The sequence below is a fragment of the Mixta intestinalis genome, assembly GCF_009914055.1.
GTDB classification, from domain to species: domain Bacteria; phylum Pseudomonadota; class Gammaproteobacteria; order Enterobacterales; family Enterobacteriaceae; genus Mixta; species Mixta intestinalis.
Genome location: NZ_CP028271.1, coordinates 3,830,795 through 3,845,219, shown reverse-complemented (window position 1 = coordinate 3,845,219; position 14,425 = coordinate 3,830,795). Strand labels below are relative to the sequence as shown.

Genomic DNA, 14,425 nt, shown 5'->3' with positions numbered 1-14,425 from the left:
AAAGATTACCGTAAAATAAAGGCGTTAAATAAAACATCTGTGACCTGCACGCCCTGTTTGGCATCAAGCGGTTTCTCCAGTGCCTGTTTAATATCCTGGACGAGCTGCGCCTTACCTTCCTGATGCGATAACTCTTCCGCGCTGCGCCCGGTAAATAAAATCAGCAGGCGGCTGCGTACTTCGGGTAAAAACTTTTCGATCAGCGCTTTATCTTCATCTTTACTGACGCGCAGCGTCAGTCCGATATAAAGTACACGATCGTATTCTTCTTCGTTGGGTTTTAAACTAACGGTAAAAGTATCTAACGGTACATAAACCGGCATCACCGGCTCAACGGGTTCTGTAGCTTCAGGCGCGCTACCGGACGACAGTAAGCGCGTCTGCATATTTTTCATTTCATAAAGCGAATATGCCGCGATACCGCAGGCAAAAATAGCGATTAACAAAATGATAAAAATAAATAGCGTGCGTAATTTACCCTTCCCTGGCACCTTCTTTTTTTTATTTGACATCTAATTAACAATTCCTGTTGTAAACCACCTGGTGTTCAATTAATAAGGTTTAATTGAATAGCGAATTCTATTACACGCGGGCCTGGTGACAATTCGCCAAAAAGCAGAAATTACTGATGGCGTTATTATCGTTTAAGGTGTTCAGGCAAAAATACTGATGCCGGAGGCCTGACTATGTATTAGTCGCGTTGATGTTTCCTCTTCCGCTTCTGCGGTCATTGCAGTTTCCCGATCCCGCTGCGACTGTGACGATTGACCGAAACCCGATTCCGGCGATCCCCACGCTGGCGCTTCACTACCTACGCTGCCCTGATCGAGCTGAATGCCTGATTCAGCCAGTGAAGCACGCAGATGCGGCATGGCAGCTTCCAGCGCGGCACGCACCTGATGATGCTCGGTCATGAAATGCAGCTGCGCCTGGTCATGGCTCAGACGAAGATTGATCTGTAACGGCCCCAGCTCTTCCGGATGCAGGCGCAGCTCGGCATGGTGTACGCCGTTGCGGGTAAAGCTGCTGAGCTGATGGCCCAGCGCCTGCTGCCAGGCGGGCGACCCCACTTTTTCTTCCAGCGTTGCATGTACCGTTGACGGCGTCACAGGCGTGGCGGGGCTGGATGGCTGTGAGATCGTGGAAGTCGATGTGGTAAACGGCATGGTGACCGGACGATGTTCTGCGGTCGGCGCGTTATCAAGGGTAACAGGCTCACGTATGTCGGTTGCTACCTGCTCTTGCTCAGGCTGGTCCGGTACAATAAAAGCGCCAGCCGACTGCTGCTGAACCACGTTTTGCGTTGCGGCCTGCGTCTGCGGCGTCACGGTTGGCTCCGTCGCGACGGCAGACTGCGGGCTGGCGATCATGCGCAGCATATCTGTTACGGCGCTTTTATGCGGTTCGGTGGCAAGATCGGCCGTTTCCGGTGCGGTAGTAACCTGCGCCGTTGTTAACGGCAGCGCGGGCGCGATCGCGGTTTCAATCAGCGTTGCTGGCGTCATTACAGGCGGTGCGATCAGCCACTGCTCATCATTGGCCTCATCCGGCTTGTTTTCATCCGCCACGTCAAGCTCAACTGGGACTTCCCCTTCAGGCAGGGCTTCGCCAGTCGGTAACTGCCCACCTACCGCAAGCGGTAGCAGCGCCAGCTGCATTCCCAGAGCAGAAGCGAAATCACCGTTTTCTCCGGCTTCTGTCGGCGCGTTGCCGGTATTATCGTAAGATGCGCCCGTCAATGCGGCGACCACATTTACCATCATAAGCCTGCGCTCCTTAAGCTTGCGCGCTGCGCGAATTCATCCATCATCTTTTGCTCCTGACGGCTCTCTTTGAGTTGCAAAACCGCATCGGCACGGCTGATTAAGGTTTCAAACGCATTCAGCCGCTGTTTATCTTTTTTCCAGCTATCGAGCGCCCGATCGACTGATTTCTGACAATCCTCAACGTGGCTGGCATGCTGTTTAGCAACCCGGCTGAGCGAAGAGATAAAGAACTGATGGCTCAGCAGATTAACTACCGGCATCCCGGTATCGGACATCGCAGTCTGTAGCTGGCGGCTGTATTCCTGCTCATAGCGAGTCAACTGCTCAAGCTGGGCCGCAGCATTCGCATGGAGCTGACGCATTTTGCCCAACTCTTGCGTGGTGTCGTTCAGGGTCTGTTCCGCCAGATTGCGCAGAACATGCATCGGAGAACTTTTTGCCATTCGCTATAGTCCATTATTGGTCAGGTAAGTCAGGAAACAGCGTGAAAAGCGCAGCACATGAGGCTTCGTAATCACTACAGTCATAAATTCCCTGTTGCAGAAGGCTTTCCATTTGTGGATAAAGCGCGATGGCCTTATCCAGCAAGGGATCGCTGCCGGCGGCATAAGCGCCGACGCTAACTAAATCGCGGTTGCGCTGCCATGCGGAAAGCAGCTGTTTAAAGCGCTGCACTTTTTTATAGTGCGCAGGCGCAATCAGCTCCGTCATGGCACGGCTGATAGAGGCTTCAATATCAATTGCAGGATAGTGCCCCGCCTCCGCCAGCCGTCGTGACAGCACCACGTGTCCATCAAGAATCGCTCGCGCTGAATCAGCAATGGGATCCTGCTGATCGTCGCCTTCGGTCAGTACGGTATAGAAGGCGGTAATCGAGCCGCCGCCCTGAATGCCGTTACCGGCGCGTTCCACCAACGCCGGTAGCCTGGCGAAGACGGATGGCGGATAGCCTTTGGTCGCGGGCGGTTCGCCAATCGCCAGCGCGATTTCACGCTGCGCCATCGCATAACGGGTCAGCGAATCCATAATCAGCAGCACGTTCAGCCCCTGGTCACGGAAATCTTCTGCGATACGGGTAGCGTAGTCGGCACCCTGCATACGCAGAATCGGTGAAACGTCAGCGGGCGCGGCAATCACCACCGCGCGGCTTAATCCCTCTTTGCCGAGGATATTTTCAATAAAGTCTTTAACTTCGCGGCCACGTTCACCAATCAGGCCGACAACGATCACATCCGCCTTGGTATAACGCGCCATCATGCCCAGCAGCACTGATTTGCCGACGCCGGAACCCGCAAACAGGCCCATACGCTGACCGCGTCCCACCGTCAGCAGGCTGTTAATAGCGCGTACGCCAACATCCAGCACTGATTTAATCGGATCGCGCAGCAACGGGTTAAACGGCGTGGAAAACAGCGCGCCACGCTGATGGGTAGCCGGTGCAGGCAGGCCATCCAGCGGACGAGCTCGTGCATCAAGCACGCGCCCCAGCAACTCCCGGCCAAGCGGCAGCAGTTTGCCTTTCGCGCTGCCCGGTTCCGGGGCACAAACGCGCGCGCCGGGCAGGATGCCTTCCATATTTTCCAGCGGCATCAGGTAAAGGACCTGGCCGTTAAAGCCCACCACTTCACTTTCCACGCAGTCACCGCCGTGGGCGCTGTCGCGCTCAACCCGACACAGCGTGCCGATAGGCAATGCCAGCCCAACCGCTTCCATCACCAGACCGGTTGCCCGGGTTAAGCGACCATAGCGGCGCGAGCCAGCGATCTGGGCGATGCGCTGCTCTTTCTCATCGATCGCCTGTAGCCACTGCTCAAGCCGCTGGCTCATGCCACATAATCCTCACGACAGATCTGGCATAGCGACTGCCAGCTACCGTTTACGGTCGCGTCCAGCTCACCCTCGGCGGAGGTGATACGGCAGCCGCCGGGCAGCATCGTCTCGTCGGCGTGCAGCTCCCAGCCCTGCTGTGACAGCACCTCGTTTAGCTGTGCCTGTATCAGCGGAAACTCTTCCGCACTGACCCATAGCTGAGCGGGTGCCTGAAACATCGGCTCTTCCTGCATCAGCGACTGAATTTTTTCCAGCAGCAGGCTGCTGTCGCACGCCAGGCTTTTACCGACCGCGGCACGGGCCGCCATCAGCGCCAGCTGAACCAGGCGTGAGGGGATCACTTTTTCCAGATTGTTCAACGAAGTCTGGAATGATGTCAGCAGCGTGGCAAACTGCGCGGTCAGCTTTTCCTGCTGCGCGCGAGCCTCTGCCAGGCCCTGTTCCAGACCCGCTTGCAGCCCTTGCTGATAGCCTTCTTCGTAGCCCTGCTTACGGCCCTCTTCCAGCCCTTGCGCCTGGCCCTGCGCCAGACCGCGCTGCTCCGCCTGCTGGCGTAGCCGTTGTAATTCCGCCTGTTGCTGCTCTGCTGTCGGCTCGCCTTCTGTCAGCAGAAAGGCGTCAGGAAGATCGTCCTGCGCACAGAGATCTTCCGGCTGCCAGCTCCGCCATGCGGACGCTGACTGTGAATCAGACATAAACATCCTCGCTGCCACCGATATTGATCTCGCCGCTCTCGGCTAAGCGACGCACAATCTGCAGGATGGTTTTCTGTTCCGCTTCCACCTGCGACATACGTACCGGACCGCGCACGTTGAGATCCTCGCGCATGATATCCGCCTGACGTTTCGACATATTGCGGAAGAACTTGTCGCGCAGCGGCTGTTCGGCACCTTTCAGCGCGACAATCAGCGTTTCGTTATCCACATCTTGCAGGATGCGCTGAATGCTGCGGTCTTCGATATCGAGCAGATTTTCGAACAGGAACATTTCGTCGATGATTTTCTGCGCCAGTTCCTGGTCGAACTCGCGCACCGCTTCGATTGCCGCTTCTTCCTGCTGCGATTTCATCAGGTTGAGAATCTCGGCGGCAGGACGCACACCGCCCATTTTGCTGCGCTTGAGGTTCTGACCATGCAGCAGGTTGTTCAGCACTTCCGTCAGTTCCTGCAACGCCGCAGGCTGTACGCCGCCGAAGGTAGCGATACGCAGCATAATGTCGTTACGCTCGCGCTCGTCGAAACGGGTTAATACGTCAGCCGCCTGAGCACGTTTCAGATGCACCAGGATGGTGGCGATAATCTGCGGATGCTCTTCATGGATCAGTTCAAATACCGCCTGTGGCTCCATAAAGTTCAGGGTTTCGATGCCGTTGCTGTTGCCCTGGGTATCCAGCAGATCTTCCAACAGGCTGGAAGCACGCTCTTCACCCAGAGCCTGCACCAGTACGTTGCGCAGGTAATCGTTGGTATTGATGCTCAGAGCGGCAAATTCGCTGGCGTCACGCTGGAACTCTTTCAGCGCCTCGCTCAGCTGCTCATGAGTAAAGCCGCTCATGCTGACCATAGTGCTACTGATCATCGTCACTTCATGGGTGCTCAGATGACGAAAGACTTCAGCGGCCCGCTCTTCGCCCAGCGTGAGCATGATCACCGCGCTTTTTTCATATGCGTTCATGAAGGCTGCTCCTTATTCATCCACTGACGGATAACGAGGGCAATAACCTGCGGATCCTGCTCAGCCGTGCTGCGCAGCTGCTGGATATTGACCTCGGTTTCGATACGCTGCTGCGCTTTCGCCTGCTCGCGCATCTCCGCTTTACGCATCTGTGCTTTGAATTCAGCTTCACGCGCCTCTTTCTCCAGCTCCAGCCGCTGCAATGCCAGCTGCTGATGTCTGATCCAGAACGGTTGCAGCATCTTACGCCAGAGGAACAGCGCAACCAGCGCAACCAGCAGGTAGCGGCCCGCCGTCATCAGCAGCGAAATAAATTCAGGACGCTGCCAGAACGGAATTTCCGGTTCGGCTGGCGCATCATTAAATTGTGCGTTAACCACGTTCAGCGTATCGCCGCGTGCGCTGGAGAAGCCCATCGCCTCTTTCACCAGCGACTGAATTTTCGCCATTTGCTCTTCGTTGAGCGCAACCGGCTTGCCTTCATCATCCAGCTGATAGTTAACCACCACGGCGACAGAGAGACGCTCAATGGTTCCCGCGCTACGTTTGGTATGGGTAAGCGTGCGGTTCAGCTCATAGTTGGTGGTTTCGTCGTTTTGACGGTTATAGGGAACGGTGGTCACCGTGCCGTTCGTGCCCGCCTGTGCGTTGGTTGCCGGAGCCTGCGTAATCGGCGCGGAAGTCGGTGTCGGAGGCTGATTGCTTAGTGCACCCGGCACGCCGCCCGGCCCGGATTTATTACCCTGTTCGCTGCTGCTGGCGTGACGACTACGGATCGCCATGGTCTCCGGCGTACCGTTTGGCTGGTACTGTTCTGCCGTCTGTTCATGGGTAGTAAAATCGACCTGCGCCGTAACCTGGGTTTTAACATTGGCTGCGCCTACCACCGGTGCCAGAATGGCCTGAATACGACGCCGGTAATCCGCCTCAATATCGTTGATATATTTGCGCTGGGTAGTTTGTATCGCCTGGTCGCCACGCTGAGTCAGCAGGTTGCCATTTTGATCGACCAGCGTTACATGATCGGCGTTCAGGCCAGGCACGGCACTGGAAATCAGCCAGCTAATGGCATTAACCTGGCCCGCGTCCAGCGAACGGCCCGCGTTCAGATTAAGCGTGACGGAAGCTGAAGGGGATTTCTGCTCGCGCACGAACAGCGTCTGTTTCGGCATGGCCAGATGCACGCGTGCCTGACGCACCGGCCCCAGCTTTTCAATAGTACGCGCCAGCTCGCCTTCAAGGGCGCGCTGGTAATTGATTTGTTCATTAAACTGGCTGAGACCGAACTTTTCCTGATCGAGCAGCTCAAAACCTACCTGTCCCCCTCTGGGCAGGCCCTGCTGAGCCAGCTTTAAACGCGCCTCATAGACGCGATCGGCTGGCACCATGATCGCGCCGCCGTGCTCCTGGAAACGGTAAGGCACATTCATCTGTGCCAGCTGCGCGACAATCGCGCCGCCGTCTTCATCGCTGATATTGCTGTAAAGGGTGCGGTAATCTGGTGACTTGGCCCAGAAGAATAACGCAATAACAATTGAAATGGCGGCCGCAGCCAAAATAACGAATAAGAACCGTGGATTCGCGCGAATGCGTTCCAAAGCAGACATCAAATTAGAAGAAGCGTTAATTTTATTACTCTTATTGTTGGCATCCATGCGGTCATCCTGCCTGAAAATAGATGATGCAATCATGCACCGTGAGCCGTTAATCAGCACGCCAACTCCAGTAAAATAGGCGCGTTGCCTTTTACCGGCACTGCGCCTTCTAAACATTATCCGCCATTTAGGAAAAATATTAATCCTGAATAAAGGAGTGCTTCTGTTGGCTATTTGAATTATTTGCCATAACTCAAATCATGGTATCCTCGCCATTAATTAAACGTTAATAAAAGGAAAACTTCTGGTATGGCAAGTACGTCATCCGGGGTTATTTCATAAGGGAATGTCATGTCGATTCAATCCACGAATGTCCTGGATCAAATTCAGTTTCAGGCGCGTAAAATTGCAGAAACGGGCAATCAACTCTCACTGCGTGATACGCAAAAAAGCGACAAATCCGTCTCCTTTTCCGACCTTTTAATTAACAGTCTTAACAATATTAACCAATTACAAAGCAGCGCCAGAAGCCAGGCTGAAAGTTATTTCACCGGTGCCCCAGGGGTTGGACTTAATGACGTTATGGTCGCGATGCAAAAATCCTCCGTTGCATTAAATCTGGGCATCCAGGTACGTAATAAATTAGTGAGCGCGTATCAGGAAATTATGAGTATGTCCGTCTGACAGTTAATCGCTGGCGTCGCTGTTATTTTGCCGGAGATAACCTTTATTCCCTGATGTGACGTTAGCCTGCCCATATTGCTATGTGCCGTCGTGCGCCTGTTCTGTCTTAGGTTGAAATCGGCCTGGCTGAATCAGTGTCTTAGCTCAGAAGCTGGCGCTTCGACGTAAATCGGCGAAACGCAACAAGTGAAACCCATAATTTGAACAGTACAAACGTTAATACGCCGCCGGGATTTGTTCTGACAGAAGCGGAGTTGCAAAAGATCAGCACGCTGATTTACCACCGGGCGGGTATCGTGCTGAATCAACAAAAACATGACATGGTTTATAACCGCCTGGCGCGTCGTCTACGCCAGTTGGGGCTACGCAGCTTTACCGCTTATTTGAATTTGCTGGAATCCGATCCTGCCAGCGACGAATGGCAAAACTTTATTAACGCGTTGACCACAAATTTAACGTCGTTTTTTCGGGAAGCCTATCACTTCCCGGTGCTGGCGGATCACGCCCGCAGCCGTGCCAGACAGAATAATTACACCGTCTGGTGTACTGCCGCCTCGACCGGCGAGGAAGCCTGCTCGATTGCCATAACGCTGAACGAGGCGCTGGGACAGAGCATGGTCGGACCGCGCGTGCTGGCAACCGATATTGATACCGAAGTGCTGGCAAAAGCCGCCAGAGGGATTTACCGGCACAGTGATATTCAGGCGTTAACGCCGGAACAAAAGCGCGCCTGGTTTTTACGTGGCACCGGCACGCAGCGGGAACAGGTCAAAGTGAAACCGGAGCTATTGTCGTCGATTCAGTATCAACAGCTGAATCTGCTGTCGCCTGAGTGGCGCGTTCCGGCACCCTTTGACGCTATTTTTTGCCGCAACGTCATGATTTATTTCGATCAAAATACGCAGCATCAGCTCCTGCGGCGCTTTGCGAAAATGCTGAAGCCGGGTGGCCTGTTATTTGTCGGCCACTCCGAAAATTTTAGCAACATGAACGGGCCATTTCGCCTGCGAGGTCAGTCAGTTTACTGCCTGACCCAGGAGAGATAATGAATAAAATCAGGGTACTTTGCGTTGATGATTCTGCGTTGATCCGCAGCATCATGAGCAATATTGTCAACCAGCAGCCGGATATGGAAATGGTGGCGACGGCACCCGATCCGCTGATCGCCCGCGATCTGATCAAGCGCTATTCACCCGATGTCCTGACGCTGGACGTTGAAATGCCACGCATGGACGGCCTCGATTTTCTTGAACGCCTGATGCGCCTGCGCCCGATGCCGGTGATTATGGTTTCTTCCCTGACGCAGAAAGGCTCAGAAATTACCCTTAACGCGCTGGAGCTGGGAGCTATAGATTTCGTTACCAAGCCGGAGATGGGCCTGCGCGACGGAATGCTGCAATACAGCGAGCTGATCGCGGACAAAATTCGCATGGCTGCACGGGTTCGCCACTTTCCACAACATTCAACGACCGCGCCGGTTGCACGTATAGCAAGTGCTCCGCTGGTCGGCAGTGAAAAAATTATCGCTATCGGTGCCTCAACCGGCGGAACGGAGGCGCTGCGACAGGTCTTAACCGCCATGCCGCTGAACTGTCCGGGCATCGTGATTACCCAGCATATGCCCGCTGGCTTTACCCGTTCTTTCGCCGATCGCCTGAATAAGATCTGCCGCATTAACGTGAAAGAGGCGGAAGACGGCGATCGTGTACTGCCGGGCCATGCCTATATCGCACCGGGCGGACGCCATCTTGAGCTGGCGCGCAGCGGTGCCAACTATCATGCACAGCTACAGGATTTACCGCCGGTTAACCGACACTGCCCGTCGGTCGATCTGCTGTTCCACTCGGTTGCTAAATCCGCTGGCAGTAATGCAGTAGGCGCGATTTTGACCGGCATGGGCCATGACGGTGCTGAAGGATTGCTGGCCATGCGCAAAGCGGGCGCCCGTACCCTAGCGCAAAGCGAAAAAACCTGCGTGGTATACGGTATGCCGCGCGAAGCCGTCGCGCTCGACGGCGTGGATGAAATTGTCGATCTCGATCAGATGTGTCAGCGCATTCTGAATAACGTTGTCGGACAGGCGCGCCGTATATAGCGCTTTTTATTCATGACCTAATCCGGTTATTTCACTTTCATTACGGACGAATAATAAGATGGCAGACAAAAACTTACGTTTTCTGGTAGTAGATGATTTCGCAACGATGCGTCGTATCGTCCGCAACCTTTTAAAAGATCTCGGCTACAACAACGTTGAAGAAGCAGAAGACGGCAGCGATGCACTGGCTAAGCTCAAGGCCGCGCCGGTAGATTTTGTTATCAGCGACTGGAATATGCCGAATATGGATGGTCTGCAACTGCTGAATGAAATCCGTAAAGATGCCAACTTCAGCGCCATTCCGGTGCTGATGGTGACAGCAGAAGCGAAGAAAGAAAATATCATCGCGGCGGCGCAGGCTGGCGCCAGCGGTTATGTCGTTAAGCCTTTCACCGCCGCCACACTGGAAGAGAAGCTGAATAAGATATTCGAAAAACTAGGATGGTAAAACGCATGGAAGCAGATGCAAATACTTCATCAGCCGATAACCTGAAGGTTATTTTTTCCCAGATTGGTCAACTGGCGCGCCAGCTGCGCGTCAGCCTGAATAATCTGAGCCTCGATCGCGCCATTATGGATGTGGCGGAAGCTATTCCGGACGCGCGCGATCGCCTGAGCTACGTTGTTGATAAAACCTCGCAGGCCGCCGACCGTGTGCTGACCTGCGTCGAAGTGGCTCGTCCCTTGCAGGATGAGCTTAATACCACCTCAAAAGGCCTGGCGGAACGCTGGGACGCCTGGTTTGACGATCCGGTTGAACTGCCCATCGCCCGCGAGCTGGTTAACGATACGCGCCAGTTCCTGAAGCAGACGCCGGAGTTGACCCAGCAAACCAACCAGCAGCTGATGGAAATCATGATGGCACAGGATTTCCAGGATCTGACCGGTCAGGTGATCAAGAAGATGATGGATCTGATCGCCGAGATCGAAAGCGGCCTGATTCAGGTACTGGTAGACAATATGCCAGAAAAACCGGTAACGGAAATCAGCGAGACCGAAAGCCTGAAAAACGGACCGCAGCTGGATCACACCAAAGCGGGTGTGGTCGCCTCTCAGGATCAGGTTGATGATCTGCTGGAGAGCCTCGGCTTTTAATCAAAGCCTCAGGAATCAGCGTCAATGTCTGAAGAAAGTGATGTAGAAAAAACCGAAGACCCCACGCCCTACCGGCGTGAGAAGGCGCGCAAAGAGGGGCAAATCCCCCGTTCCAAAGAGCTGACCTCAGTGATGATGCTGCTGGTCGGCTGGTCGCTGATGCTGGCCGGTGGACACGATCTGGTTATGCATCTTACCAATCTGCTGCATGATGGCCTCACCTTCGATGCGCTGCTGGCGCGGGATACCGCGCTGCTGTTCTGGCAGCTGCGTCATCTGAGCAATGCGGCGCTACAGGCGCTACTGCTGCTGCTGCCCGGCCTGTTTCTGACCGCACTGACCACGCCAATGCTCCTCGGCGGCCTGCACCTCGGCGGTAAATCACTCAAGCTGGATCTGAAACGCCTGTCGCCGCTCTCCGGCCTGAAGCGCATGTTTTCAGCCCAGGTTGTTTCCGAACTGCTGAAAGGGATCCTGAAAGTTACCCTGGTAGGCTGCGTCTGTGGCCTTTACCTCTATCTGCACCGACAGAATTTTATTCACCTGATAGAGCAGCCGCTGTATGAGGCACTCAATAACTTTGCCCGCCTGATTATGGGCTGTCTGCTGATGGTGATTCTGGCGCTGATCCCGATGGTGGGATATGACGTGTTCTGGCAGCTGTTCAGCAACCTGAAAAAGCTGCGTATGAGCCGCCAGGAAATCCGCGATGAACATAAAGAACATGAGGGCGATCCGCACGTTAAGGGGCGCATTAAACAGCTACAGCGCGCCGCCGCTACCCGCCGCATGATGGCGGAGCTGCCGAACGCCGATGTGATTATCAATAACCCTACGCACTATTCCGTCGCCCTGCGTTATCAGGAAGGCTCAATGGCCGCGCCGATACTGCTGGCGAAGGGCGCGGGCGAAACCGCCCTGCGTATCCGCGCTGTGGCCGAGGAGCACCGCATCCCCATGCTGGAAGCGCCGCCGCTGGCGCGTGCGCTCTATCGCCACTGCGAGCTGAACGCACCGATTCCCGCCGCGCTGTATGGCGCGGTGGCTGAAGTACTCGCCTGGGTCTACAGCCTGCGCCGCTGGCGTCACGCAGGTGGCCTGCGCCCGAAAAAACCCGTTAATCTTTCAGTGCCTGCCGCGCTGGATTTCACACCTAAGAGTTAAGAGTCATGTCAAATTTCGCCAGCAAGCTTCGTCTGCCGCCTTTGAAAGATACGCAGTGGCAAATCATGGCCGGACCGGTACTGATCATGCTGATTCTGGCCATGATGGTGCTGCCGCTGCCGGCATTTTTACTGGATCTGCTGTTCACCTTTAATATCGTCCTGTCGCTGATGATACTGATGGTGGCGATGTTTACCCAGAAGACGCTGGAGTTCTCTGCTTTTCCTACCGTTCTGCTGTTTTCGACGCTACTGCGCCTGGCGCTGAACATCGCCTCGACGCGTATTATTCTGCTGGAAGGCCATACCGGTGCCAGCGCGGCGGGCCAGGTGGTTGAAGCTTTCGGTCATTTTCTGGTGGGCGGCAACTTCGCTATCGGTATCGTGGTGTTCGCCATCCTGATCATCATTAACTTTATGGTTATCACCAAAGGTGCCGGACGTATCGCCGAAGTGGGCGCACGCTTCGTGCTGGACGGGATGCCGGGCAAACAGATGGCAATCGATGCCGATCTCAATGCCGGGCTGATCGGCGAAGAGGAAGCCAAGAAACGGCGCGCCGAAGTAACGCAGGAGTCCGATTTCTACGGCTCGATGGACGGTGCCAGTAAGTTCGTACGCGGTGACGCCATCGCGGGCCTGCTGATTATGGCAATCAACATTATCGGCGGCCTGATGATCGGCATGATGCAGCACGACATGTCGTTTGCCCAGGCGGGCGAGGCCTACACGCTGCTGACCATCGGCGATGGCCTGGTAGCACAAATCCCGGCGCTGATTATCTCCACCGCCGCCGGTGTGATCGTTACCCGCGTCTCGAACGAGCAGGATATCGGCGAGCAGATGGTCACCCAGCTGCTGAATAACCCGCGCGTTATGCTGCTCTCCGCCGGGGTAATCGGCCTGCTCGGTATCATTCCGGGCATGCCGAACCTGGTGTTCCTGCTGTTCACCGCCGCCCTGCTCGGTGCCGCCTGGTGGCTGCGCGGGCGTGAACTTCCCACTCCTGCGGCGGCTGCGGCGCAGGCGGGCAGTACCAGCCGTGAAGCGGCAAAAGCTAAAGCGGAGGCGGCGCAGGCGGCCGAAGCCTCCTGGTCTGACGTACAGCTGGAAGATGTGCTGGGGCTGGAAGTGGGCTATCGCCTGATCCCGCTGGTGGATTCGGCGCAGGATGGTCAGCTGCTGGCGCGTATTCGTGGCATCCGTAAAAAATTCGCACAGGATATGGGCTTCCTGCCGCCGCCGGTGCATATTCGCGATAACCTCGATCTGGCGCCCGGCGACTACCGCATCCTGCTTAAAGGTGTCGAAATCGGTCGGGGTGAAATTCAGCCGGAGCGCTGGATGGCGATCGATCCTGGCTGCGCCGAGGGAAGCCTCAATGGGCAGCCCTGTCAGGAACCCGCCTTTGGCCTGCCTGCGGTCTGGATTGATGAAGTATTACGCGACCAGGCGGCAATTCAGGGTTATACGGTGGTCGATCCCAGCTCGGTTGTGGCAACGCACCTCAACCATCTGATCGGCCTGCATACCGACGAGCTGTTCAGCCGTCAGGAGACACAACAGCTACTGGATCAGATTGCTAAAGAGATGCCGAAGCTGGTGGAGGATTTTATTCCTTCCGTTATCTCGCTCACCCTGTTCCATAAGGTGCTACAAAACCTGCTGGCGGAGCGCGTCTCTATCCGCGACATGCGCACTATTGTCGATACGCTGGCGGAGTTCGCACCGGGGCAAAATGATGCCGATGAGCTGACGGCGCAGGTACGTATTCGCCTGGGACGTGCCATTACGCAACAGTGGTTCCAGAACCGCCCTGAGATTCAGGTTATCGGCCTTGATATGGAGCTGGAGCGGCTGCTGATCCAGGCCATTCAGAATGGGAGCGCCATCGAGCCGGGTATTGCGGAGAACCTGATTGCGCAAACGGAACGCGCCATTCAGCAGCAGGAGGCGCTTGATGCGCCGCCGGTGCTGCTGGTTAACCAGCCGCTGCGTCTGATGCTGTCACGCTTCCTGCGCCGCGTCTTCCCGCAGCTGGCGGTGCTCTCCAACCTGGAGCTGAACCATAGCCGCACGGTGCGTATGACCCACGTGATTGGAGGCCAGCGGTGAAGCTGAATCTGATTGCCGCCGCGCTGCTAACGATCGCGCCACTTTCGGCACTGGCGGTGCACGGCTCCTGGAGCGGCAGCGCCGCTGGACCACGGCTTAGCATCGGCAAGCAGAGTTACCCAGGGCCAGCCATCAGCCCGGCCTCGCCGCTGCCGAAAAATGCCAGCCTGAACAACATTGCCTGGCGCATTAGTCTGCTTTCCCCGGCACCACACGGCCTGCAAATTAAGCTATGTAGCGTCAGCGCCTGTATTGAGCTGGATCGGCTTACCGGACAGCGGGCCGCGCCGCTGCCTTTTTTACCCGGTGAAACGCTGCGCTTTATCTACGCGGTAGAGGCTTACGGACAACTGAGGCCTCCCGTTCAGGTTACGCGTAGTCAGGTGACAATCAATTATCAGTGGTGAA

General features: G+C 55.6%; 15 protein-coding genes. 8 read left to right on the top strand and 7 right to left on the bottom strand.

The window, feature by feature from the left end:
• Nucleotides 1-5: 5 nt before the first annotated feature.
• From fliL to fliF, 7 genes are all read right to left on the bottom strand, one after another.
• Entirely contained in the window at nt 6-512 is a 507-nt protein-coding gene (gene fliL / locus C7M51_RS17905) for a flagellar basal body-associated protein FliL (RefSeq protein WP_160622903.1), read from the bottom strand.
• Nucleotides 513-653: 141 nt separating this feature from the next.
• A complete protein-coding gene (locus tag C7M51_RS17900; protein ID WP_160622902.1) occupies nt 654-1,763 on the bottom strand; it encodes a flagellar hook-length control protein FliK in 1,110 nt (369 codons plus the stop codon).
• A complete protein-coding gene (gene fliJ / locus C7M51_RS17895; protein WP_160622901.1) occupies nt 1,760-2,209 on the bottom strand; it encodes a flagellar export protein FliJ in 450 nt (149 codons plus the stop codon). The genes C7M51_RS17900 and fliJ overlap by 4 nt, the downstream gene beginning before the upstream one ends.
• A gap of 13 nt (nt 2,210-2,222) precedes the next feature.
• Nucleotides 2,223-3,593, bottom strand: a complete 1,371-nt coding sequence (fliI, locus tag C7M51_RS17890) for a flagellar protein export ATPase FliI (RefSeq protein ID WP_160622900.1) — start codon at nt 3,591-3,593, stop codon at nt 2,223-2,225.
• Nucleotides 3,590-4,291, bottom strand: a complete 702-nt coding sequence (locus tag C7M51_RS17885; protein WP_160622899.1) for a flagellar assembly protein FliH — start codon at nt 4,289-4,291, stop codon at nt 3,590-3,592. Before C7M51_RS17885 ends, fliI begins: the two co-directional genes overlap by 4 nt.
• On the bottom strand, nt 4,284-5,270 hold the full coding sequence (gene fliG, locus C7M51_RS17880; protein WP_160622898.1) for a flagellar motor switch protein FliG: 987 nt from the start codon (nt 5,268-5,270) through the stop codon (nt 4,284-4,286). The genes C7M51_RS17885 and fliG overlap by 8 nt, the downstream gene beginning before the upstream one ends.
• Nucleotides 5,267-6,925, bottom strand: coding sequence for a flagellar basal-body MS-ring/collar protein FliF (gene fliF / locus C7M51_RS17875; protein ID WP_160622897.1), 1,659 nt, complete (start codon nt 6,923-6,925; stop codon nt 5,267-5,269). Before fliF ends, fliG begins: the two co-directional genes overlap by 4 nt.
• Nucleotides 6,926-7,216: 291 nt before the next feature.
• Here fliF and fliE point away from each other — a divergent pair, with 291 nt between their 5' ends.
• From fliE to C7M51_RS17835, 8 genes are all read left to right on the top strand, one after another.
• The gene (gene fliE / locus C7M51_RS17870; RefSeq protein WP_160622896.1) at nt 7,217-7,549 is read left to right on the top strand and encodes a flagellar hook-basal body complex protein FliE; all 333 of its coding nucleotides are present in this window, start codon (nt 7,217-7,219) and stop codon (nt 7,547-7,549) included.
• A 200-nt stretch (nt 7,550-7,749) separates the two neighbouring features.
• Complete coding sequence (locus C7M51_RS17865) at nt 7,750-8,595, top strand: CheR family methyltransferase (protein ID WP_244323759.1); 846 nt, start codon at nt 7,750-7,752, stop codon at nt 8,593-8,595.
• Nucleotides 8,595-9,644 (top strand): protein-glutamate methylesterase/protein-glutamine glutaminase, encoded by a 1,050-nt coding sequence (locus tag C7M51_RS17860; RefSeq protein WP_160622895.1) that lies wholly within the window; start codon nt 8,595-8,597, stop codon nt 9,642-9,644. Before C7M51_RS17865 ends, C7M51_RS17860 begins: the two co-directional genes overlap by 1 nt.
• A 58-nt stretch (nt 9,645-9,702) precedes the next feature.
• A complete protein-coding gene (cheY, locus tag C7M51_RS17855; protein WP_160622894.1) occupies nt 9,703-10,092 on the top strand; it encodes a chemotaxis response regulator CheY in 390 nt (129 codons plus the stop codon).
• Nucleotides 10,086-10,739, top strand: a complete 654-nt coding sequence (gene cheZ, locus C7M51_RS17850; protein WP_160622893.1) for a protein phosphatase CheZ — start codon at nt 10,086-10,088, stop codon at nt 10,737-10,739. The genes cheY and cheZ overlap by 7 nt, the downstream gene beginning before the upstream one ends.
• Nucleotides 10,740-10,763: 24 nt before the next feature.
• On the top strand, nt 10,764-11,903 hold the full coding sequence (flhB, locus tag C7M51_RS17845) for a flagellar biosynthesis protein FlhB (RefSeq protein ID WP_160622892.1): 1,140 nt from the start codon (nt 10,764-10,766) through the stop codon (nt 11,901-11,903).
• 5 nt (nt 11,904-11,908) lie between these two features.
• Complete coding sequence (gene flhA, locus C7M51_RS17840) at nt 11,909-14,017, top strand: flagellar biosynthesis protein FlhA (protein WP_160622891.1); 2,109 nt, start codon at nt 11,909-11,911, stop codon at nt 14,015-14,017.
• Nucleotides 14,014-14,424 carry a flagellar protein FlhE gene (locus C7M51_RS17835; protein WP_244323757.1) on the top strand — a complete coding sequence of 137 codons (411 nt, stop codon included), beginning with the start codon at nt 14,014-14,016 and terminating at the stop codon, nt 14,422-14,424. Before flhA ends, C7M51_RS17835 begins: the two co-directional genes overlap by 4 nt.
• Nucleotide 14,425: the final 1 nt, after the last annotated feature.